The following is a 22,291-nucleotide window of genomic DNA, read 5'->3' as shown; positions in this document are numbered from 1 at the left end:
ACGCTGACCTGCGTTCGTGGGGCGCGTGACGGCTGTGGGGGCGCAGTAGGGCACGTGCGGCCCCTCCGGACCGCCTCCTCACCCCCACCGGCGGCGGGGGAGGTGGGGGCACCCCTGGCCGAAGGCTGGGGGCAGGGCGGGGGATGCCCGCCGCGGGCGCAGACAACCCGCACACGACAACGCGCCGCAACCACAACCCACCCGCACAGGAACTACCGCAGGCGCCCCAGCGCCTCCCGCACGCGCCGCACATCCCGCAGGCGGCGCTCGTACGTCGCCCCCACCCCCAGCAGAAGGGCCCCGGCCAGGGCGAGCGGCACCCAGCGGGGGACCGTGCCGAGGGCCTGGGCGATGTAGGGGGCCAACTCGTGCAGCGCGTCGAGCGCGAGCACGCCCGCCCCCAGCAGGAGCGGCGCCGCCAGGCGGTGGTGGGCGCCGAGGAGCATGACGGCCAGGGAGGCCGCGCCCAGGCACAGGGGGCGGACCCAGCCGGGGTCGCCCCAGGCCGCGGTGAGGCTCGGCAGGAGGGTCGCGGCGAGCCCGGGGGCGTAGGCGGCCCAGGAGGAGAACGCGGGGTCGCGGCGCCGCCGCAGCGCACCGACGGCCAGGGCGGCGACCGTGACGGGGAGCGTGTACGCCTCCGGTGTGTCGACGCCGGACGCCGCGAGGCGCACCCAACTGGCCGCGATCATCAGGCAGGTCGCGACGTACCCGAGGCGGCGCCGGTCGGTGCGCAGCGCGGCGACGGCCGCGGCGAGGACACCGGCGAGGGCCAGTGCCAGGGCGAGCAGCGCCGGGTCGTCGGCCGCGAGGCCGATCCCGAGGAGGGCGGCGGCGTGGCCGGGGTGCTCGAAGGGGCGTCCCGGGGCGCGGAGCGCGGCGGCCTGGGCGGCCGCGGCGATCGCGAGGAGGGTGAACGCCGCCGCGTGGGCGGGCAGTCCGGTCCAGGCGAGGCCCGCAGCGCAGGCGACGACGGCGGAGGCGGTCACCGGGCGGGTGCGCGACGCGGCGGCGTACAGCGCGCCGAAGCAGGCCAGCAGCACGGCGAGCACGGTGAGCGTCGTCGTGCGCTCCGGGTGGGCCCAGGCGACGGCGGTCGCGGCGAGCCCGCACGCGCTCACCAGGGCGGTCCAGGTGAGCGCCCTGGCCGACAGCGCGAGCAGGGCGGCCACGGCGACGAGCCGTACGGGCAGCGGACCGGGGGCGCAGACGGCGACCGCGGCCGACACCAGGGCGCCGGAGGCGGCGGGCGGGGCGTACGGGGTGCCGCGGTGCAGCCGTGCCGCCGCGGCCAGTTCGGCGGCGAGCAGGCCGGCCACCGCGACTGCGCTGTACGGGCCCTCCCACGCGTCGGGCGTGACCACGCCCACGGCCAGCGGGGGCAGCGCCCACAGCAGTGCCAGGGCGTGCACCGCGGCCGCGCCGGCCGCGAGACCGGCGGCCACCGGGCGCAGCCGGCTCGGGACGGCGAAGGCCGCGGTGCCCAGCACGACGACCGCGCACACCAGGTACCCCGGCACGATCCAGTCGACGCTCACGCCGGTCCGGACGACCCCGCCCGCGGCGCCCACGGCCGCGAGCGCCGCGACCCCGGCCAGGATCCCGGACACCGCGGCGGGCACCGGCCGCCGCAGTGCGACGGCGAGGGCCACCGCCGCGGCGCCCAGCAGCAGCGCGCCGGCGCGCAGTGCCGCGCCGCCGTCGCCCGCCGAGACGGAGAGCCCGCCCGCGGTGAGCAGCCCGGCCGCCCCGACGGCCGTGCCGGCGACGGCGGCGGTGACACGCGTCCCGCGCCCGCCGGTGAGGAGGGCGGCCGCCGCGTCCAGTGAGGCGGTGGCGAGCAGGGCGGCCGCGATGCCGTACGCCGATTCCTCCGCCGACGCCCACAGCACCAGGGGGAGTTGACCGATCGCCACGGCGAAGGGCACCGGCAGCACGAGCGGCCCGAATGCCTTCCCGTACCCGGCCCAGAGCGCGGCGACGGCGGCCAGCGACAGGGCCGCGTAGCGCAGCCCGTCGGCTTCGGCGAAGGCCACGCGGTGCAGCGCGTACGCGTCGAGCAGCAGCAGGACGAGGCCGAGGCAGGCGACCACCTCGGCCGTCGCCTTCAGCGTGCGCCGCAGCAGCAGCACGGGGACGCCCGTCGCGGCGAGCGTCAGGACGCCCAGGACGGCGGCCCGGCCGCCGATGCCGAGCCTCCCCCAGCTGATGACGGTGAACGCGATCGCGGCGACAGCCAACAGCACGCCGCCCAGGGCGAGCAGCAGGTTCTGCACCGCGCGCGGCGACGTCTCGCGCCGCGGCGGGGCGCCCCACGGCGTGCCCGGGGCCGCGCCCCACGGCGCCCGCGGGTACGGCGGCCGCAATTGCGCCAGCAACTGCCCCCGGCGCACGAGGAGGCGGCCGCGCTCGGCGTCCAGCCGCAGGAGCGCGCGGTCGGTCTCGCGCAGTTCCACGGCGACCGGCCCGACCAGGGGCAGCGCGCAACGCGGGCACGCGGCCGGCGGCGGCGCCGCGGGCAGAGGGGTGCCGCATGCGGGGCAGCGGTCGTGCGGCGGGGGCATCGTCTCCATGGCTCGGAGTGTGGCGCGGCCCACGTGCCCGGGCATGCGCTCCGGTACTCAGATCCCCGCTGAGTACGCACACTGGCCTCATGGACTGGAGCCGTTACCGCTTCCGCAGTCTGTGGCGGATCGCCGCCCCGCCCGAGGCCGTGTACGGCCTGCTGGAGCGTCCGCACGAGTACCCGGCCTGGTGGCCCCAGGTCCGCGAGGTGCGGCGGACCGGCGAGACGGCCGGCACCCTGCGCTTCCGTTCGGTCCTGCCGTACGACCTGCTCGTCACCGCGCACGAGACCCGCCGCGACCCGCTGGCGCGGGTCCTGGAAGTGGCGATGTACGGAGATCTGGAGGGGTGGGTGCGGTGGACGGCCGGTGCGGACGGCGGCGGCGGCACCCGGCTCCTCTTCGAGGAGGACGTGATCGTCAACAAGCCGCTGATGCGGCGGCTGGCCGTGCCGTGCCGGCCGCTGTTCCGGGCGAACCACGCCCTGATGATGCGGCAGGGGAGGCGCGGCCTCGAGGCCCGGCTGCGCGCGCGGGACGCACCCGGCGGGGAAGCCGTTTGAACGCAGCCGCCCGTGCCCTGTATTGTTCAGCTCGTCCCGGGCGATTAGCTCAGCGGGAGAGCACTTCGTTCACACCGAAGGGGTCACTGGTTCGATCCCAGTATCGCCCACCCTCACGAAGGGCCGGTCCATACGGACCGGCCCTTCGTCGTGCGGCTAGGCCGCCGGCTCCTCGGGGGCCCGCAGCGGCGACGGCCGCAGCGGCCAGGCGGGGTCGACCCGGTCGTCCGTGCCGCTGCGGGCGAACCACACCTGCAGGCCGCGGGCCTGGGCGGCGTGCCAGAGGGCCTGCCGGGCGTGCAGTTCGGCGGGCGGCACCCCGCCGATCCGCGCGGTGAAGCGGTGCCCCAGCACTCGTACGAGGGTGAGCGCGGCGAGGGCGTCCGCCGCGGCGTCATGGGCGTCGCTCAGCACGACGCCGTAGTGCGCGCACAGGTCGGTCAGGGTGCGGCGGCCCTTGCGGTAGCGGTCGAGGTGCTTGTCCAGGACCCGGGGGTCCAGGACGCGCAGCGGACCGCGGATCAGGTAGGTGTCGAGGGCCATGCCGCGGTGGCGCCTCAACTCCCGGTCGAGCAGCGTCAGGTCGAAGGGCGCGTTCATCACCACCAGCGGCACGCCGGCCGCGGCCTGGTCCGCCAGCGCGCGTGCCAGTTCCTCCACCACCGGTCCGGGACGGCGTCCGTTGGCGCGGAGGTAGTCGTCGTCCAGCCCGTGTACCGCGCGGGCCCCTTCGGGCACCGGGACCCCCGGGTCCACCAGCCAGCGTGTCGTCCTGGCGGGTATGCCGGGGGCGTCTTCGACCACCAACGCGGCCGAGACGACCCGGTCGTGCTCCACGTCGACCCCCGTGGTCTCCGTGTCGAAGGCGGCCAGCGGGCCGTCGTACCAGTGCGGCATGGCGCACCTCCCGTGCGGATCGCAGGTAGTGGGCGGCCGTGCGCCGCCCTTACGGTACGTACCCGTGACCGCACGTCACCGAACCGCAACGGTTTGCGACTTGTCGCTGGTGGGGATGATGACGACAACGGGGATCGCCAGGATTCCCGGGCCCGGAAAGGCACGGAGAGCGATGGCGCTCGAGCAGCCCGGCCCGGGTGGGCTGCTGTCCGAGCGGAACACTTCGCTGCGCGGCGGACTCGCCACCACCAGCTGCATGGAAACCCTCCAAGTGGGATATCTGCACGCGGTGGCGGCCGCCGCCGGCTGTTCGCTCGCCCAGCCCTTCCCGGACAACGGCATCGACTGGCACATAAGCCACAGTTCGCACGGCCACAGCGTGGACGACGAGGTCACGATCAAGGTGCAGCTCAAGTGCACCTACCAGGTGGCCCCGAGGCCTCCCGGTCCCACCTTCGCCTTCACGCTCGAGAACGAGCACCTGGTGAAGCTGGCCCGGAACCCGGTCTCGGTGCACAAGATCCTGGTGGTGATGCTCGTGCCCCGCACCCAGGAGGAGTGGCTGCGCGCCAGCCACGACCGGCTGGAGCTGCGGCACTGCTGCTACTGGACGAACCTGGCCGGCCACGCGGTGACCGGCAGGCGCAAGACCACCGTGCGGATACCCACCGCGCGGATCTTCGACGACCGGGCCCTGTGCGAGATCATGACGCGGGTCGGGGCGGGAGGGAGGCCCTGATGAGCCGCACGGCCGAGGACGCACTCGTCCCGCCCGACCCCGAGCGGGTCGACCCCGGCGTCCTCGTCGCGCTGCTCGCCCGCCACGGCTGGCGGCGGCGCGGCGGCGCCCCGGGCCGCTACACACGCTGGACGCCCCCCGGCGAGCCGGAGTCCGCCGCCCGGACCAGCCTCCTGGTGCCCGAGCGGCGTACCGCGGGTGCCCGCTACGCAGACCACACCGAGCTGCTGGGCGAGGCCCTGGACGCTCTCGCCCGCTGCGGCGAGCCATCGGCGCGTGAGGTGCTGACCGCGCTCGCCGTCCCGGGCGACGAGATCCGCTGGCACCGCGAGCGGCCGCCGGCCGCGGGCGCGGCCGTGCCGTGGACGGCGGCGGAGCAACTGCGCGGCGCCGCCCGCGCCATGCTCATGTCCGCCGCCCGCGCCGAGCGCGACCGCTTCGGCTACTTCGGCGCGCGCCACACCGGGCACGCCGACGCCTTCCTGGAGCAGGTGCTGGTCGGTCACGCGCCGGGGCACCAGCTCACCGCGTACGTGCCGGTCCCGGAGGGCCGCCGTACCGTGACCACGCTGCTGCGCGCTCTGCAGGCCACCCGGGACGCCGTGGACTACCAGCGGACCACCGGGGGCATGGAAGCCTTCGACGCGGCCGTGGGCCTCGGCGTCTGCCACGAACTGGCCGATTCCCTGATCCGGATGGTGCGCGGCACCGAGGGCGTGGTGGTCGCCCTCGCCTGGGCGCCGGCGGCCGGGCCACCCGCCGGGTTCGCGACCGTGCCGGAGCCGGTGGAGTTCTCCCCTGGCGACCTCCCCGCGCTGGAGGCCGCCAGCGACCGTTACGTGCGCGAGGAACCGTCGGTGGACGTGCGCGTCACGGGCACCGTCACCCGGCTGCGCCGGCCGCGTCCCTCGGGAGGCGGCACCATCCGGCTGCGCGTCCTGGCCGGCGCGGACGTCCGCCACGTACGTGTCCGCCTGCCCGAGGAGGGGTACCGCATCGCCGCCCAGGCGCACCTGGTGGGCCTGCCCGTACGCCTTTCCGGGCGCCTGGAGCGGCGAACCGGGTTCCGGCATCTGACCCACCCGTCCGCGCCGGCCCCCGTCCACGTCGACGAGGCCGACCGCGACCGGCTGATGAAGGCCCTGCACGGCGGCGTCGACACCTTCGAGGACTCCTTCGGGGGCTGACCGGGTACCCGCCGCCCGGCGGCCGCGCCGCCCGGCACTATCGCTTCGCGGCGCACCGGCGCGGCTCGGTAGGATTCAGCGGTGCAGCATTCCGCTGCCGGACCCAGTGGGACATACGTCAGGAGAGACCGGTGTCAGACGTCCGTGTGATCATCAAACGCGATTCCGAGGAGCAGGAAGAGCGGCTGGTCACCACGGGCACGACGGCGGCCGAGCTCTTCGACGGCGACCGCACCGTCGTTGCCGCGCGTGTCGGTGGACAGCTGAAGGACCTCGCGTACGAGGTCTCCGACGGCGACGAGGTCGAGCCCGTAGGGATCGCCAGCGAGGACGGCCTCAACATCCTGCGCCACTCCACGGCGCACGTGATGGCCCAGGCCGTGCAGGAGCTCTTCCCCGAGGCCAAGCTCGGCATCGGTCCGCCGATCAAGGACGGCTTCTACTACGACTTCGACGTCGAGAAGCCCTTCCACCCCGACGACCTCAAGCGCATCGAGAAGAAGATGCAGGAGATCGTCAAGCGCGGCCAGCGCTTCTCGCGCCGTGCCGTCAGCGACGACGCCGCCCGCGAGGAACTCGCGGACGAGCCCTACAAGCTCGAGCTGATCGGCCTCAAGGGCTCCGCCGCCGAGGCCGCCGAGGGCGCCTCCGCTGAGGTCGGCGCGGGCGAGCTGACCATCTACGACAACCTGGACCCCAAGACCGGCGAGCTGTGCTGGAAGGACCTCTGCCGCGGTCCCCACCTGCCCTCCACCCGGATCGTCCCGGCGTTCAAGCTGATGCGTTCGGCCGCCGCCTACTGGCGCGGCAGCGAGAAGAACAAGCAGCTGCAGCGCATCTACGGCACCGCCTGGCCGTCCAGGGACGAGCTCAAGGAGTACCTGGACTTCCTCGTCGAGGCCGAGAAGCGCGACCACCGCAAGCTCGGCGCCGAACTCGACCTGTTCTCCATCCCGGAGCAGATCGGCTCGGGCCTGGCGGTCTTCCACCCCAAGGGCGGCATCGTCCGCCGGGTCATGGAGGACTACTCGCGCCGCCGGCACGAGGAGGAGGGCTACGAGTTCGTCTACACCCCGCACGCCACCAAGGGGAAGCTCTTCGAGACCTCGGGCCACCTGGACTGGTACGCCGACGGCATGTACCCGCCCATGCAGCTCGACGAGGGCGTGGACTACTACCTCAAGCCCATGAACTGCCCGATGCACAACCTGATCTTCGACGCGCGCGGCCGCTCCTACCGCGAACTGCCCCTGCGCCTGTTCGAGTTCGGCACCGTGTACCGGTACGAGAAGTCGGGTGTCGTGCACGGACTCACCCGTGCCCGCGGCTTCACGCAGGACGACGCGCACATCTACTGCACCAAGGAGCAGATGGCGGACGAGCTCGACAAGACGCTCACCTTCGTCCTCAACCTGCTGCGCGACTACGGTCTGACCGACTTCTACCTGGAGCTGTCCACCAAGGACCCGGAGAAGTTCGTCGGCTCCGACGAGATCTGGGAGGAGGCCACCGAGACGCTGCGGCAGGTGGCCGAGAAGCAGGGCCTCCCGCTCGTTCCCGACCCGGGCGGCGCCGCGTTCTACGGCCCGAAGATCTCCGTCCAGGCCAAGGACGCCATCGGCCGCACCTGGCAGATGTCGACCGTGCAGCTCGACTTCAACCTGCCCGAGCGCTTCGACCTGGAGTACACGGCTGCCGACGGCACCAAGCAGCGCCCCGTCATGATCCACCGGGCGCTCTTCGGTTCCATCGAGCGCTTCTTCGCGGTGCTGCTGGAGCACTACGCGGGCGTCTTCCCGGCGTGGCTGGCCCCCGTCCAGGCGGTCGGCATCCCGATCGGCGACGCGCACGTGTCCTACCTGCAGGAGTTCGCCGCCGAGGCGAGGAAGAAGGGCCTGCGGGTCGAGGTGGACGCCTCCGCCGACCGGATGCAGAAGAAGATCCGCAACGCGCAGCGGAGCAAGGTGCCGTTCATGGTCATCGTCGGCGACGAGGACATGGCGGCGGGCTCGGTCTCCTTCCGCTACCGGGACGGCTCGCAGAAGAACGGCATCCCGCGCGACGAGGCGCTCGCCGAGATCGCCAAGGCCGTCGAGGACCGCGTCCAGGTCTGAGCCGCCGGCACGACGTACGGCGACGGGCCCCCGGAGGTCAGCCCTCCGGGGGCCCGCCCGCGTCCGGCCGCTCGTCGGCGCGGCGGAAGCTCTGCGTGAGCCAGGCCGAGAACGACCCGACGACCGCGCCGATCAGGACGACGCCCAGGAACATCACGCCCACCGCGATGACCCGCCCGCGCGCCGTCACCGGCACCAGGTCGCCGTAGCCGGTCGTGGTGATCGTGGAGCACAGCCACCACACCGACTCGCCGTAGGTGCGGATCTGCCCGCCGGGGGCGTCGTGCTCGTCCGCGTACACCTGCAGGCTCGCCGCGAAGCCGAGGAGCATCGCGCTGAGTCCCGCGTACGCCATCACCCGGGCCTCCAGGGACAGCCGGGGCTGCTTGTGGCGGTTCTGCATCTTCCCGTAGAGCTGCAGCAGGCGCAGCGGGCGCAGCAGCGGCAGGATCACCACGACCAGGTCGAGCCAGCGCCGGCGCACGTACGTCCAGCGGTGCGGTGCGACGGCCACCCGGACCAGGTAGTCCACCACGAAGATCCCCCAGGTCACGACGGTGATCGTGAACAGCAGGTCGGACCAGTCGGGTGGCAGGTCGGGGGCGAGCACGCGCACCGCGTACGTGACGAGGAACACCAGGGACGCGATGGACAGCGGCACGCTGCCTCGCCGTTCCCACTCGTGCAGCCGCCGCTCGTCATCCTTGGGCATGGGGCCAGCATCGTGCCCCACGGCCGGGAGCGCCCCCGGCGACACGCAGGGCCGGGACGACGCCATATGCTGCAAGGCATGACGAGTGAGCCGGAACTGCAGAACGGAGTGGGGACGCAGGACGCGTTCCAGCGCCTGTGGACGCCGCACCGCATGGCGTACATCCAGGGCGAGAACAAGCCGACCGGCCCCGGGGCCGGGGACGGCTGCCCCTTCTGCGTGATTCCGGAGATGAGCGACGAGGACGGGCTGGTCATCGCGCGCGGCGACGCCGTGTACGCGGTCCTCAACCTCTACCCGTACAACGGCGGCCACCTGATGGTGGTGCCCTACCGTCATGTCGCGGACTACACCGACCTCGACGCGGCGGAGACCACCGAGCTGGCCGAGTTCACCAAGCGCGCCATGATCGCGCTGCGTTCGGCCTCGGGCGCGCACGGCTTCAACATCGGCATGAACCAGGGCACCGTGGCGGGCGCCGGGATCGCCGCGCACCTGCACCAGCACGTGGTGCCGCGCTGGGGCGGGGACACCAACTTCATGCCGGTGGTCGGCCACACCAAGGTGCTGCCGCAGCTCCTCGCCGACACCCGCAAGATGCTCGCCGACGCCTGGCCGGCCGCCTGATCCGGCCCGCTTCCGCCGACCGCCCTCTGCCGGTTTCCGCTTCCCGGACCGGACCGGACCGGCGAGGACGCCGTGCGGACCGGGGCCCGTCAGTAGACGTCGGCCTCGGTGGGCGAGGCGTCCTGCACCACGTTGCTGAGTATGTCCGAGCGGTTCTTGAACTTCGAGACGTCCACCCCGTTCTCCTCCATGACCGATATGGCCGCAGCGTGCACCGCGCGCAGCACCGGGGTGGCGGCGCGCAGCGCGTCGTCGGCCATGAACCGGTGCGTCCACGGCGTCGAGACCCAGGTGTGCCGGAGACCGAAGGGCTCGGGCAGGGCGATCTTTCCGCCGAGGTGGTCGAGTATCTGGGGGAAGCGGGTCAGGGGGGCGCGGGCGGCCAGCCGGACCACCTCGTCGCTCGCGACGAGCGGCAGCTGCACCTTCCTGGTCTCCCAGAACTTGTAGGGGTGGACCACCTCCTTCTCCTTGGCCTCCGGAGCCGTGGTGAACAGGGAGTGCACGGGTCCGAGGACGTGACCGGTCACCTCGACGCGCAGGGTGCTCGCCAGCACGGTCACGGTGACCATCATGGTGATCACCAACTGGCCGTCCCAGACCACGAACTGCACGCCCAGGTAGTGCCGGTCGCCCTTGTCGAACTGCTGCTCGTTGCAGATGCGCTGGACCTCGAAGTCCCGGACGGTGTAGCCGTCGACGTTCGCGCCCGTGGGTCGGGCGATCTTCTTGGCGCCCGCGCCGACGTGGGAGACGACCCAGTGCTGCACCAGGGGTTTGGGGAAGCCGCCGGTGTGCAGCGGGCCGCGTTGCAGGTCGCGGAGCTTGCCCTGGATCACCTTGATCACGTCCCAGCTGCGGAACGGGTGGATCTCGCTCAGGCCCTCGCGCGGGACGAGCTCCTCGGCCATCCGCCACGCGCCCCAGCGGGCCCCCATGCCGAGCACGCCCTTGGGGCCGGCGTAGAACACCACGTTGCTCCGCTGTTCGGCGGAGAGCTTGGCGAGGTTCTGGCGCAGGGTCTCGGCGCGGGTCTGGTTGGGGTTGCGCGGCACGGCCTCGGGGATCTTGGCGCCTACGCCGCTGCCGGAGACCAGGCCCGCCCACCGGTCGCGGAGGTCCTTGGCGGTCTGCTCGCAGATCCGCTTCGCCCAGAACCAGCCGAGGATCGGCGCCACCATCATCACCCGCAGATACTGCGACCAGAAGCCGGTGAGCGGCGGGTTGAGGACGAACAGGACGGCGAAGAAGCCGACCACGACCAGCACCACCGAGCCGAGCAGTCCCGCCCGGGATCCCTCGGACTTCCTCACGACGGCGCGGAGTTGAAAGGCGCCCAGCCAGATCAGCATGCCGGGCAGGAAGAGCAGGCCGAACACGGCCATGACCGCCGTCAGTTTGTTGTCGCGCTCCTGGCGGATCCGGTTGGCGGCCAGGCAGTGCTCGACGACGGTCTGCGGCTCCGCGCCGAAGGACTGCACCAGCTCGTTGCGCCCGGCGCCGAGCATCCGGTTCTGCACGGCGCGGGCGAAGGCCTCGCCCAGGTTCGCCCGCAGCAGCTTGACCTTGGGCTCCTTGACCGACGACATACCCTCGTCGGCCGCCGACAGGGCCTCCAGGGCGCTGTCCCGGTACGCGGCCGACGCGAGCGCCTGGGTGGCGCCGGTCTGGCCGTCGACACCGCTCAGCGGTATCTGTGCGCCCGGGCTCAGGAAGTCGAAACCGTCGGTCACTGCCGCCCCCTTCTGGTCCCCGCCCGCGCGGAAGTGAACCCGCCCGGCCCTTTCCCCGGCCGCGGCACCGGCACACCTGCGACGCCGCCCACCCAGCGTATACGGGGCATGTGACATGCGTCATCGGCCCGGCGGAAGAAGATCGTTCCGCCGGGCCGCCGACCTCCCTCGTGAGGGGGTTACCTGCCGGACTCCTGGGCGTGCTGCTCCCTCAGCTTCTGCGCCAGCTGAGGCGGCATCGGCTCGTGCCGGGCGTAACTGCGGCCGTACCGTCCGGTGCCGTGCGACAGCGACCGCAGATCGACCGCGTAGCGCCCGATCTCGATCTCCGGTACCTCGGCCCGCACCAATGTGCGTCCCAGGCCGACCGGTTCGGTGCCCAGCACCCGGCCGCGGCGCCCGGACAGATCGCTCATGACCGGCCCGACGTACTCGTCGGGCACCATCACCCGGATCTCGCTGACCGGTTCCAGCAGGTGGATCCGGCACTGCGACGCGGCCTCGCGCAGGGCGAGCGCCCCCGCGGTCTGGAAGGCGGCGTCGGAGGAGTCCACCGAGTGCGCCTTGCCGTCGACCAGGACGATGCGGATGTCCTCGACCGGGAAGCCGAGGGCCACGCCCTTGGCGGCCTGGGCGCGCACGCCCTTCTCCACCGAGGGGATGAACTGCCGCGGTACCGCGCCGCCGACGACCTTGTCGACGAACTCGATGCCGGAGCCGACCGGCAGCGGTTCGACCTCGATGTCGCAGATGGCGTACTGGCCGTGCCCGCCGGACTGCTTGACGTGCCGTCCGCGCGCCGTCGACCTCTCGCCGAAGGTCTCGCGCAGCGCCACCTTGTGCGGCACCGCGTCGACCTGCACGCCGTAGCGCGTGCGCAGCCGCTCCAGCGCCACGTCCATGTGGGCCTCACCCAGGCACCACAGCACGACCTGCCGGGTGTCGGGGTTCTGCTCCAGCCGCATCGTGGGGTCCTCGGCGACGAGCCGGGACAGGCCGACGGACAGCTTGTCCTCGTCGGCCTTGCTGTGCGCCTGGATCGCGACCGGCAGCAAGGGGTCCGGCATCAGCCAGGGCTCCATGAGCAGCGGGTCGTCCTTGGCGGAGAGGGTGTCCCCGGTCTCCGCGCGGGTGAGCTTGGCGACGCAGGCGAGGTCGCCGGCGATGCAGTGCGGCACCGTCCGCTGGTGCTTGCCGAACGGCGAGGACAGCGCGCCGACGCGTTCGTCGACGTCGTGGTCCTCGTGGCCGCGGTCCTCCAGGCCGTGCCCGGAGACGTGGACCGTCTCGTCGGGGCGCAGGGTGCCGGAGAAGACCCGTACGAGGCTGATCCGCCCCACGTACGGGTCGGAGGAGGTCTTCACGACCTCGGCGGCCAGCGGCCCGCCGGGATCGCAGGTGAGCTGCGCGTGCGAGGTGCCCTGGGGCGTGGTGACCTGCGGGACCTCGCGCTCCAGCGGCGTCGGGAAGCCGCCGGTGATCAGTTCCAGCAGTTCCACCGTGCCGATGCCCTGCTTGCAGCCCTCGGCGGCCGGCGCGGCGGCCAGCACGGGGTGGAAGGAGCCGCGCGCCACGGCGCGCTCCAGGTCCTGGATCAGCGTCTTGAGGTCGAGTTCCTCGCCGCCCAGGTAGCGGTCCATGAGGGTCTCGTCCTCGCTCTCGGCGATGATGCCCTCGATGAGCCGGGCGCGCGCGTCGTCCAGCTCCGGCAACTGCCCCTCGTCCGGCGGGCGTTCCTCGCGCTTGCCGGAGGAGTAGTCGTAGACCCGCTGCGACAGCAGGCCGATGAGCCCGGTCACGGGAGCGTGGCCGTCCGCGGTCGCCTCGCCGTGCAGCGGGAGGTACAGCGGCAGCACCGTGTCGGGGGAGTCGCCCCCGAAGGCCTCACGGCAGGTCTCGGTCATCTCGTCGAAGTCGGCCCGTGCCGCCTCCAGGTGCGTGACGACGACCGCGCGCGGCATGCCGACCGCCGCGCACTCCTCCCAGACCATCCGGGTCGCGCCGTCGACGCCGTCGGCCGCCGAGACGACGAAGAGGGCCGCGTCCGCCGCTCGCAGACCGGCCCTGAGTTCCCCCACGAAGTCGGCGTACCCGGGGGTGTCCAGCAGATTGACCTTGATCCCGTCCCACTCCACCGGTACGAGCGAGAGCTGTACCGAGCGTTGCTGACGGTGCTCGATCTCGTCGTGGTCGGAGACGGTCCCGCCGTCGGCCACGTGCCCGGCGCGGTTCACCGCCCCTGTCGCCAGGGCGAGAGCCTCGACCAGTGTCGTCTTTCCGGAGCCACTGTGGCCGACCAGCACCACGTTGCGCACGTCCTCGGGCCGGCCGGCCGCCAATGCCCTTCCGGCGGCTCCCGGACCTGCATCTCTCCTGTCGCCCATGTGCCTCGCCTCCCGGTCCGTCACGGCATGGGGACTGGCGCCACGGGAGACCACCCGCCCAGGCGGTCTGCAGTGACGCCCGCGGTAATTCGACCTTCCCACGCCCGTCACGGTGCGTCCATACGTCGTACGTGCTGCGACAGGACGGGAGCCACGGACCTGCCCCGGAACGCGCCTGGCTACGATGGGCCAGCCGGGCGGCCGAAAGGGGCCGCGCCGGGGCACCCACACCGAACCTCCGGGAAGGCCATGCTGAACAAGTACGCGCGTGCTTTCTTCACGCGTGTCCTCACACCGTTCGCCGCGTTCCTGCTGCGCCGGGGCGTCAGCCCCGACACGGTCACGCTGATCGGCACGGGAGGCGTGGTCGCGGGAGCGCTGGTCTTCTACCCCAGGGGCGAGTTCTTCTGGGGCACGGTCGTCATCACCCTGTTCGTCTTCTCCGACCTCGTCGACGGGAACATGGCCCGCCAGGCGGGCGTCTCCAGCCGCTGGGGCGCCTTCCTGGACTCCACCCTGGACCGGGTCGCCGACGCGGCGATCTTCGGCGGGCTGGCGCTCTGGTACGCCGGGGGCGGGAACGACCTGGCGCTGTGCGCGGTGACGATCTTCTGCCTCGCCAGCGGCCAGGTGGTCTCGTACACCAAGGCGCGCGGTGAGAGCATCGGGCTGCCGGTCGCGGTGAACGGCCTGGTCGAGCGGGCCGAGCGACTGGTGATCTCGCTGGTGGCCTGCGGTTTCGCCGGGCTCCACAAGTTCGGCGTCCCCGGGATCCAGTGGCTGCTGCCGATCGCCCTGTGGATCGTGGCCGTCGGCAGCCTGGTGACGCTGGTGCAGCGGGTGATCACCGTGCGCCGCGAGGCCTTCGAGGCCGACGCGGCGGCGCACGACGGGAGCGGGCGGGCGTGAAGGACGGGCTGACCGACGCGCTCTACGGACTGGGCTGGAGCGCGGTCAAACGGCTGCCGGAACCCGTCGCGGCACGGCTCGGCCGGTCCGTCGCCGACCTGGCCTGGAACCGCCGCGGCAAGGGCGTGCGGCGCCTGGAGGCCAATCTGGCCAGGGTGGTGCCCGACGCCGGCGAGGCGCGGCTGCGCGAGCTGTCGAAGGCCGGCATGCGCTCGTACCTGCGCTACTGGATGGAGTCCTTCCGGCTGCCGGCCTGGAGCAAGGAACGCATCCGCTCCTCGTTCGACTGCAGGGACCTGCACCACCTCGAGGAGGGCCTGGCCTCCGGCCGCGGCGTCGTCCTCGCCCTGCCGCACATGGCCAACTGGGACCTCGCGGGCGCCTGGGTCACCACCAGGCTCGGGGTGCCCTTCGCCACCGTCGCCGAGCGGCTGAAGCCCGAGACCCTGTACGACCGCTTCGTCGCCTACCGCGAGGGTCTGGGCATGGAGGTGCTGCCGCACACCGGTGGCGCCGCCTTCGGCGCGCTGGCCCGGCGGCTGCGCGGCGGCGGCCTGGTGTGCCTGGTCGCCGACCGGGACCTGTCCTCCTCCGGCGTGCGGGTCGACTTCTTCGGCGAGGCCACCCGCATGCCCGCGGGTCCGGCCCTCCTCGCCCAGCAGACCGGGGCGCTGCTGCTGCCGGTCACCCTCTGGTACGACCAGTCGCCCAACCTCCAGGGCCAGGTGCACGCCCCGATCGAGGTGCCGGAGGGAGGCACGCGGGCGGAGCGGACCGCGGTCATGACGCAGCGCCTGGCGGATGTCTTCGCCGCCGGCATCGCCGAGCACCCCGAGGACTGGCACATGCTGCAGCGCCTGTGGCTCGCCGACCTCGAACCCCGGGAGGACGCGCCGGCCGGGCAACCCGCAGGGGGCGGCGCGGCGTCCTCCCCGGTGTCCGGCGACCCCACCGAACGCTCCGGAACGGAGAAGCCTTGAGGATCGGGATCGTCAGCCCGTACTCGTGGGACGTCCCAGGCGGCGTCCAGTTCCACATCCGCGACCTCGCCGAGCACCTCATCGCGCTCGGCCACGAGGTCTCCGTCCTGGCGCCGGCCGACGACGACACCCCGCTGCCCCCGTACGTCGTCTCCTCCGGGCGCGCCGTGCCCGTGCCGTACAACGGCTCGGTCGCGCGACTGAACTTCGGGTTCCTGTCGGCCGCGCGGGTGCGTCGCTGGCTCCACGAGGGGGCCTTCGACGTCATCCACGTCCACGAGCCCTCCTCGCCCTCGCTCGGCCTGCTGACCTGCTGGGCGGCGCAGGGGCCGATCGTGGCCACCTTCCACACGTCCAACCCGCGCTCCCGGGCGATGATCGCCGCCTACCCGATCCTGCAGGCGGCGCTGGAGAAGATCAGCGCCCGGATCGCGGTCAGCGAGTACGCCCGGCGCACCCTGGTCGAGCACCTGGGCGGGGACGCCGTGGTCATCCCCAACGGCGTCGACGTGCGCTTCTTCGCCGACGCCGAGCCCAAGTCGGAGTGGCAGGGCGCGGGTCGCGCCGGCGAGGAGCGGGGGCAGACCATCGGCTTCATCGGGCGGATCGACGAACCCCGCAAGGGCCTGCCCGTGCTGATGAAGGCCCTGCCGAAGATCCTCGCCGAGCGGCCGGGCACACGGCTGCTGGTCGCCGGGCGCGGCGACGAGGCCGAGGCCGTGGAGGATCTGCCCAAGGAGATGCGCGAGCGGGTCGAGTTCCTCGGCATGGTCAGCGACGAGGACAAGGCGCGGCTGCTGCGCAGTGTCGACCTCTACGTGGCGCCCAACACCGGCGGGGAGAGCTTCGGGATCATCCTCGTCGAGGCCATGTCGGCCGGGGCGCCGGTGCTCGCCAGCGACCTGGACGCCTTCCGCCAGGTGCTCGACGGGGGCGCGGCCGGCGAGCTGTTCCCCAACGAGGACCCGGACGCGCTGGCGGCCTCCGCGCTGCGGCTGCTGGGCGACGCCGAGCGGCGCGCGCAACTGCGCGAGCTCGGTTCGCGCCACGTGCGGCGCTTCGACTGGTCGGTCGTGGCCGCCGACATCCTCGCGGTGTACGAGACGGTCACCGCGGGCGCCGCGTCGGTCGCCGCCGACGAGCGGGTGGGCCTGCGCGCCCGCTTCGGCTTCGCGCGCGACTGACACCCGCGACCGGCACCCCCGACCGAAATCCCTGTCCGGCACCCCCGACCGAAATCCCTGTCCGGCACCCCCGACCGGCACCCGCCACCCCGCCCGGGCCCGGGACGGGGGCCCGGGACCGGCGGCCCGCCGGCCCGTACCGGGCGCACCGGTAGCCTTGCGGCCCGTGACCACCTTCATCTGGGTCGCCGTGGCGCTGGTCGCCGTCGGCCTCTACCTGAGCTGGACCGCGGGGCGGCTGGACCGCCTGCACGCCCGTATCGACGCCGCCCGGGCCGCGCTGGACGCGCAGCTGCTGCGCAGGGCCTCCGTGGCGCAGGAGCTGGCCACCGCGGGGGTGCTGGACCCGGCGGCGAGCATCGTGCTCTACGAGGCGGCGCACTCCGCCCGGCAGGCCGAGGACGAGCAGCGCGAGGTGGCCGAGAGCGAACTGAGCCAGGCGCTTCGGGCCGTCTTCGCCGAGGCCGACGCCGTCGACGCCGTACGGGCCGCCCCAGGCGGCGACGAGGCCGCCCACGAGCTCATCCAGGCGGTGCGCCGGGTGCCGATGGCGCGGCGCTTCCACAACGACGCCGTGCGCGCCGCCAGGGCGCTGCGCGCGCACCGCAAGGTGCGCTGGTTCCGCCTCGCCGGGCACGCGCCGCGGCCGGTGACCTTCGAGATGGACGACGAGCCCCCGGTCGTCCTGACCGTGGAGGGCGTGGCAGGCCACTGAGGAGCGATTGGCCCTTTTGTGGTCCACTTCGTGCGGTCCACGATGAGACACAGAGCAACCATCGGTGTTCCGCCGGACGACCCTGACCGGGCCGGCAGGCGCCGGGGGCTGCCACCACCCTGCAGTTGAGTCCCCGAGTGAGGTCCCCGTGTCCACCACGCTTCCCAGCACCCCCGAGTCCCCCGAGACCGGCACCGCCCGCGTCAAGCGCGGCATGGCCGAGCAGCTCAAGGGCGGCGTGATCATGGACGTCGTCACCCCCGAGCAGGCCAAGATCGCCGAGGACGCGGGCGCCGTCGCCGTCATGGCGCTGGAGCGGGTCCCGGCCGACATCCGCAAGGACGGCGGCGTGGCCCGCATGTCCGACCCGGACATGATCGAGGGCATCATCGGCGCCGTCTCGATCCCGGTCATGGCCAAGTCCCGCATCGGCCACTTCGTCGAGGCCCAGGTCCTGCAGTCGCTCGGCGTCGACTACATCGACGAGTCCGAGGTCCTCACCCCGGCCGACGAGGTCAACCACTCCGACAAGTGGTCCTTCACCACCCCCTTCGTCTGCGGCGCCACCAACCTGGGCGAGGCCCTGCGCCGCATCGCCGAGGGCGCGGCCATGATCCGCTCCAAGGGCGAGGCCGGCACCGGCAACGTGGTCGAGGCCGTCCGCCACCTGCGCCAGATCAAGAACGAGATCGCCCGTCTGCGCGGCTACGACAACCACGAGCTGTACGCCGCCGCCAAGGAGCTGCGCGCCCCGTACGAGCTGGTCAAGGAGGTCGCCGAGCTCGGCAAGCTGCCGGTCGTGCTCTTCTCCGCAGGCGGTGTGGCCACCCCGGCCGACGCCGCGCTGATGCGCCAGCTCGGCGCCGAGGGCGTCTTCGTCGGCTCCGGCATCTTCAAGTCCGGCGACCCGGCCAAGCGCGCCGCCGCCATCGTGAAGGCCACCACCTTCTACGACGACCCCAAGATCATCGCGGACGCCTCCCGCAACCTGGGCGAGGCCATGGTCGGCATCAACTGCGACACCCTTCCCGAGGCCGAGCGCTACGCCAACCGCGGCTGGTAGGCGCCCCAGCGCCCCGCGACGGGCAGGCCGGCGGCGGCCTGCCCATCGTCCTTGCCCCACCCCACGTCCCGGAAGGTCCCGCCCCCGTGTCCAGCAGCCCCCCGACCATCGGAGTCCTCGCCCTGCAGGGCGACGTCCGCGAGCACCTGGTCGCGCTCGCCGAGGCCGACGCCCTGGCGCGTCCCGTGCGGCGGCCGGAGGAACTGGCCGAGGTGGACGGCCTGGTGCTCCCGGGCGGCGAGTCGACCACGATCTCCAAGCTCGCGACGCTCTTCGGCGTGATGGAGCCGCTGCGCGACCGCATCCGGGACGGGCTCCCCGTCTACGGCACCTGCGCCGGCATGATCATGCTCGCCGACAAGATCCTGGACGGCAGGGACGACCAGGACACCTTCGGCGGGATCGACATGATCGTGCGCCGCAACGCCTTCGGCCGGCAGAACGAGTCCTTCGAGACCGCGGTCGAGGTCGAGGGCGTGGAAGGCGGTCCGGTCGAGGGCGTCTTCATCCGTGCTCCCTGGGTCGAGTCCACCGGCAGCGGCGTCGCCACGCTGGCGCGACTCGACGACGGCACGGTCGTCGCCGTCCGCCAGGGCAACCTGCTGGCCACCTCGTTCCACCCCGAACTGACCGGGGACCACCGGGTGCACCGGTACTTCGTCGACATGGTGCGCGCCGCCGGGTGACGCGATCCCGGTAGGATCGCAATGTTCGTGAAGCAATCGGTGACGTGAAGGAGACAGGCTGATGTCCGGCCACTCTAAATGGGCTACGACGAAGCACAAGAAGGCCGTGATTGACGCCAAGCGCGGCAAGCTCTTCGCGAAGCTGATCAAGAACATCGAGGTCGCCGCCCGTGCGGGCGGTGCCGACGTGTCCGGCAACCCGACCCTCTTCGACGCCATCCAGAAGGCCAAGAAGAGCTCGGTGCCCAACAAGAACATCGACAGCGCGGTCAAGCGCGGTGCCGGTCTCGAGGCGGGCGGCGCCGACTACGAGACGATCATGTACGAGGGCTACGGCCCCAACGGTGTCGCGGTGCTCATCGAGTGCCTCACCGACAACCGCAACCGCGCCGCCTCCGATGTGCGCGTCGCCATGACCCGCAACGGCGGCTCCATGGCGGACCCGGGCTCGGTCTCCTACCTGTTCAACCGCAAGGGCGTCGTGATCGTCCCCAAGGGCGAGCTGGCCGAGGACGACGTGCTCGGCGCGGTGCTGGACGCCGGCGCGGAGGAGGTCAACGACCTCGGCGAGTCCTTCGAGGTGCTCAGCGAGGCCACCGACCTCGTCGCGGTGCGCTCGGCGCTGCAGGACGCCGGCATCGACTACGACTCCGCGGAGGCCAACTTCGTCCCCACCATGCAGGTGGAGCTCGACGAGGAGGGCGCCCGCAAGATCTTCAAGCTCATCGACGCGCTCGAGGACAGCGACGACGTGCAGAACGTCTTCGCCAACTTCGACGTCTCCGACGAGGTCATGGAGAAGGTCGACGCCTGATCCGTCCGCAGGACGCACGGCAGGACGGCGGCCCGTGGGGATGACACACCCCCACCGGGCCGCCGTCGTTGTCGGTGGCACCCGATAGCCTCCAGGAACCCGCTGAACGGCTGTCCGAGGGAGGGAGGGGCGCGGTGCGTGTGCTGGGCGTGGACCCGGGGCTGACCCGGTGCGGCGTCGGCGTGGTGGACGGGGTCCCGGGCAGGCCGCTGCGCATGGCGGGGGTCGGTGTGGTCCGCACCCCGGCGGACGCCGACATCGGCCACCGCCTCGTGCTGATCGAGCGCGGCATAGAGGTCTGGCTGGACGAGTACGCGCCCCAGGCGGTCGCCGTGGAACGGGTGTTCAGCCAGCACAACGTGCGCACCGTGATGGGCACCGCCCAGGCCAGCGCGGTCGCCATGCTGTGCGCCGCCCGCCGCGGGCTGCCGGTCCACCTGCACACCCCCAGCGAGGTCAAGGCGGCCGTCACCGGCAGCGGACGGGCCGACAAGGCCCAGGTCGGCGCCATGGTCACCCGGCTGCTGCGGCTCGACGCACCGCCCAAGCCCGCCGACGCCGCCGACGCACTCGCGCTCGCCATCTGTCACATCTGGCGCGGCACCGCGACCAACCGCCTCCAGCAGGCCGTCGCCCGAGCACGAACCCAGGAGCCCAGCACATGATCGCCTTCGTCAGCGGGCCGGTGGCCGCCCTCGCCCCCGACACGGCCGTGATCGAGGTCGGCGGTGTCGGGATGGCCGTCCAGTGCTCCCCGGGCACCCTCGCCACCCTGCGCCTGGGGGAACCGGCCCGGCTCGCCACCTCCCTCGTGGTCCGCGAGGACTCCCTCACCCTGTACGGCTTCGCCGACGACGACGAGCGCCAGGTCTTCGAACTGCTCCAGACCGCCAGCGGCGTCGGCCCCCGCCTCGCCCAGGCCATGCTCGCCGTGCACAGCCCGGACACGCTGCGCACGGCCGTCGCCACCGGCGACGAGAAGGCCCTCACCGCCGTCCCGGGGATCGGGAAGAAGGGCGCCCAGCGGCTGCTGCTGGAGCTCAAGGACCGCCTCGGCGCCCCCGTCGGCGGAGCGGGCGCCCCACGTCCCGCGGTGGCCGCCGGGCCCGCCTCGTGGCGGGAGCAGCTGCACGCCGCGCTGATCGGCCTGGGCTACCAGCCGCGCGAGGCGGAGGAGGCCGTCGCCGCCGTGGCGCCGCAGGCGGAGGCGAGCGCCGAGCCGCAGGTCGGGGCCCTGCTGCGGGCCGCGCTGCAGACCCTGAACCGAGCCCGCTGACCGTAGCCCGCCGAGCGTAAGGCGCACCGAAGTGAACTGGGACGACGAGTCCGTACCGACCACCGCCGACCGCCTCGTCGGCGCCGCCGCCGACGGCGAGGACCAGGCCGTCGAGGCGGCGCTGCGGCCCAAGGCGCTGGAGGAGTTCGTCGGCCAGGAGCGGGTCCGTGAGCAGCTCGACCTGGTGCTGCAGGCCGCGCGCCGGCGCGGCGGCACCGCGGACCACGTGCTGCTCTCCGGCGCTCCCGGGCTCGGCAAGACGACCCTGTCGATGATCATCGCGGCCGAGATGGGCGCCCCGATCCGCATCACCTCCGGCCCCGCCATCCAGCACGCCGGGGACCTCGCGGCGATCCTGTCCTCACTCGCCGAGGGCGAGGTGCTCTTCCTCGACGAGATCCACCGGATGTCCCGGCCGGCCGAGGAGATGCTCTACATGGCGATGGAGGACTTCCGGGTCGACGTCATCGTCGGCAAGGGCCCCGGCGCCACCGCCATCCCCCTGGAACTGCCGCCGTTCACCCTGGTCGGCGCCACCACCCGGGCGGGACTGCTGCCGCCGCCGCTGCGCGACCGCTTCGGCTTCACCGGCCACATGGAGTTCTACGCCCCGGCCGAGTTGGAGCGGGTCATCCACCGTTCCGCGAGTCTGCTCGACGTCGACATCGAGGCCGAGGGCGCCGCCGAGATCGCCGGCCGCTCCCGGGGCACCCCGCGTATCGCCAACCGACTCCTGCGCCGCGTAAGGGACTTCGCGCAGGTGAAGGCCGACGGCGTGATCACACGCGAGGTCGCCGAGCAGGCGCTGGAGGTGTACGAGGTCGACGGGCGCGGCCTGGACCGGCTGGACCGCGCCGTGTTGCGCGCGCTGCTGGGGCTCTTCGGCGGTGGTCCCGTGGGGCTGTCGACACTGGCGGTGTCCGTGGGGGAGGAGCGGGAGACGGTGGAGGAGGTGGCCGAACCGTTCCTGGTGCGCGAGGGCCTGCTGGCACGCACCCCCCGTGGCCGGGTCGCCACTCCCGCCGCGTGGGCGCACCTCGGCCTCGTGCCGCCACAGGGCGGCGGACCCGGGCAAGACGGGCTGTTCGGCCCTTGACGGCGGGGAGACTCGCCGCCGCAGGAACCTCGGTGTAATGCTTGGCGT

20 protein-coding genes and 1 tRNA gene are annotated in these 22,291 nt (G+C 73.0%); 16 read left to right on the top strand and 5 right to left on the bottom strand.

The genetic code is table 11. The features are described 5' to 3' along the window. Window positions 1-212 precede the first annotated feature (212 nt). Window positions 213-2,573 (bottom strand): SCO7613 C-terminal domain-containing membrane protein, encoded by a 2,361-nt coding sequence (locus B085_RS0140085; RefSeq protein WP_234018756.1) that lies wholly within the window; start codon window positions 2,571-2,573, stop codon window positions 213-215. Between the two features lie 80 nt (window positions 2,574-2,653). Between B085_RS0140085 and B085_RS0140080 the strand changes: the two genes are divergently transcribed. Both B085_RS0140080 and B085_RS0140075 read left to right on the top strand, forming a co-directional pair. Continuing rightward, window positions 2,654-3,127 (top strand): SRPBCC family protein, encoded by a 474-nt coding sequence (locus B085_RS0140080; protein WP_018564233.1) that lies wholly within the window; start codon window positions 2,654-2,656, stop codon window positions 3,125-3,127. A 38-nt stretch (window positions 3,128-3,165) separates the two neighbouring features. Continuing rightward, window positions 3,166-3,237 (top strand) — tRNA-Val (locus tag B085_RS0140075). Between the two features lie 46 nt (window positions 3,238-3,283). Here the strand turns inward: B085_RS0140075 and B085_RS0140070 are convergent. Beyond that, window positions 3,284-4,024 carry an exonuclease domain-containing protein gene (locus tag B085_RS0140070; protein WP_018564232.1) on the bottom strand — a complete coding sequence of 247 codons (741 nt, stop codon included), beginning with the start codon at window positions 4,022-4,024 and terminating at the stop codon, window positions 3,284-3,286. Between the two features lie 172 nt (window positions 4,025-4,196). On the opposite strand from B085_RS0140070, the gene B085_RS0140065 reads away from it, so the two are divergent. The 3 genes from B085_RS0140065 (at window position 4,197) to thrS (ending at window position 8,064) form a co-directional block, all read left to right on the top strand. Beyond that, the gene (locus tag B085_RS0140065; RefSeq protein WP_018564231.1) at window positions 4,197-4,763 is read left to right on the top strand and encodes a DUF4365 domain-containing protein; all 567 of its coding nucleotides are present in this window, start codon (window positions 4,197-4,199) and stop codon (window positions 4,761-4,763) included. Continuing rightward, complete coding sequence (locus B085_RS0140060; RefSeq protein WP_018564230.1) at window positions 4,763-5,950, top strand: hypothetical protein; 1,188 nt, start codon at window positions 4,763-4,765, stop codon at window positions 5,948-5,950. The genes B085_RS0140065 and B085_RS0140060 overlap by 1 nt, the downstream gene beginning before the upstream one ends. A gap of 131 nt (window positions 5,951-6,081) precedes the next feature. Beyond that, complete coding sequence (gene thrS / locus B085_RS0140055; protein WP_018564229.1) at window positions 6,082-8,064, top strand: threonine--tRNA ligase; 1,983 nt, start codon at window positions 6,082-6,084, stop codon at window positions 8,062-8,064. A gap of 37 nt (window positions 8,065-8,101) precedes the next feature. Here thrS and B085_RS0140050 read toward each other — a convergent pair whose 3' ends face one another. Next, window positions 8,102-8,776, bottom strand: coding sequence for a potassium channel family protein (locus B085_RS0140050; RefSeq protein ID WP_018564228.1), 675 nt, complete (start codon window positions 8,774-8,776; stop codon window positions 8,102-8,104). A 66-nt stretch (window positions 8,777-8,842) separates the two neighbouring features. Between B085_RS0140050 and B085_RS0140045 the strand changes: the two genes are divergently transcribed. Further along, on the top strand, window positions 8,843-9,403 hold the full coding sequence (locus B085_RS0140045) for an HIT family protein (RefSeq protein WP_018564227.1): 561 nt from the start codon (window positions 8,843-8,845) through the stop codon (window positions 9,401-9,403). A gap of 89 nt (window positions 9,404-9,492) precedes the next feature. On the opposite strand, the gene B085_RS0140040 is transcribed toward B085_RS0140045, so the two are convergent. After that, on the bottom strand, window positions 9,493-11,136 hold the full coding sequence (locus B085_RS0140040; RefSeq protein ID WP_018564226.1) for a hypothetical protein: 1,644 nt from the start codon (window positions 11,134-11,136) through the stop codon (window positions 9,493-9,495). Between the two features lie 179 nt (window positions 11,137-11,315). Then, window positions 11,316-13,520 carry an elongation factor G-like protein EF-G2 gene (locus B085_RS0140035; RefSeq protein WP_026251929.1) on the bottom strand — a complete coding sequence of 735 codons (2,205 nt, stop codon included), beginning with the start codon at window positions 13,518-13,520 and terminating at the stop codon, window positions 11,316-11,318. A 249-nt stretch (window positions 13,521-13,769) separates the two neighbouring features. On the opposite strand from B085_RS0140035, the gene pgsA reads away from it, so the two are divergent. From pgsA to ruvB, 10 genes are all read left to right on the top strand, one after another. Next, window positions 13,770-14,429 carry a phosphatidylinositol phosphate synthase gene (gene pgsA, locus B085_RS0140030; protein WP_018564224.1) on the top strand — a complete coding sequence of 220 codons (660 nt, stop codon included), beginning with the start codon at window positions 13,770-13,772 and terminating at the stop codon, window positions 14,427-14,429. Continuing rightward, window positions 14,426-15,409 (top strand): phosphatidylinositol mannoside acyltransferase, encoded by a 984-nt coding sequence (locus B085_RS0140025; RefSeq protein WP_018564223.1) that lies wholly within the window; start codon window positions 14,426-14,428, stop codon window positions 15,407-15,409. Before pgsA ends, B085_RS0140025 begins: the two co-directional genes overlap by 4 nt. Next, complete coding sequence (locus B085_RS0140020; protein ID WP_018564222.1) at window positions 15,406-16,593, top strand: glycosyltransferase family 4 protein; 1,188 nt, start codon at window positions 15,406-15,408, stop codon at window positions 16,591-16,593. Before B085_RS0140025 ends, B085_RS0140020 begins: the two co-directional genes overlap by 4 nt. Before the next feature lie 157 nt (window positions 16,594-16,750). Beyond that, window positions 16,751-17,308 (top strand): hypothetical protein, encoded by a 558-nt coding sequence (locus B085_RS0140015; RefSeq protein ID WP_051102285.1) that lies wholly within the window; start codon window positions 16,751-16,753, stop codon window positions 17,306-17,308. A gap of 148 nt (window positions 17,309-17,456) precedes the next feature. Then, window positions 17,457-18,371: a pyridoxal 5'-phosphate synthase lyase subunit PdxS gene (gene pdxS / locus B085_RS0140010; RefSeq protein WP_018564220.1), complete on the top strand. Its 915-nt coding sequence runs from the start codon at window positions 17,457-17,459 to the stop codon at window positions 18,369-18,371. 86 nt (window positions 18,372-18,457) lie between these two features. Then, on the top strand, window positions 18,458-19,057 hold the full coding sequence (gene pdxT, locus B085_RS0140005; RefSeq protein ID WP_018564219.1) for a pyridoxal 5'-phosphate synthase glutaminase subunit PdxT: 600 nt from the start codon (window positions 18,458-18,460) through the stop codon (window positions 19,055-19,057). 61 nt (window positions 19,058-19,118) lie between these two features. Next, the gene (locus B085_RS0140000) at window positions 19,119-19,871 is read left to right on the top strand and encodes a YebC/PmpR family DNA-binding transcriptional regulator (protein ID WP_026251928.1); all 753 of its coding nucleotides are present in this window, start codon (window positions 19,119-19,121) and stop codon (window positions 19,869-19,871) included. A gap of 134 nt (window positions 19,872-20,005) precedes the next feature. Next, window positions 20,006-20,536: a crossover junction endodeoxyribonuclease RuvC gene (ruvC, locus tag B085_RS0139995; RefSeq protein ID WP_018564217.1), complete on the top strand. Its 531-nt coding sequence runs from the start codon at window positions 20,006-20,008 to the stop codon at window positions 20,534-20,536. Further along, window positions 20,533-21,147 (top strand): Holliday junction branch migration protein RuvA, encoded by a 615-nt coding sequence (ruvA, locus tag B085_RS0139990; RefSeq protein ID WP_018564216.1) that lies wholly within the window; start codon window positions 20,533-20,535, stop codon window positions 21,145-21,147. The genes ruvC and ruvA overlap by 4 nt, the downstream gene beginning before the upstream one ends. Before the next feature lie 31 nt (window positions 21,148-21,178). After that, a complete protein-coding gene (gene ruvB, locus B085_RS0139985; RefSeq protein ID WP_018564215.1) occupies window positions 21,179-22,243 on the top strand; it encodes a Holliday junction branch migration DNA helicase RuvB in 1,065 nt (354 codons plus the stop codon). Window positions 22,244-22,291 lie beyond the last annotated feature (48 nt).

The sequence above is a fragment of the Streptomyces sp. BoleA5 genome (assembly GCF_000373665.1).
Classification (GTDB): domain Bacteria; phylum Actinomycetota; class Actinomycetes; order Streptomycetales; family Streptomycetaceae; genus Actinacidiphila.
This window is presented reverse-complemented; position numbering and strand designations above follow the sequence as displayed.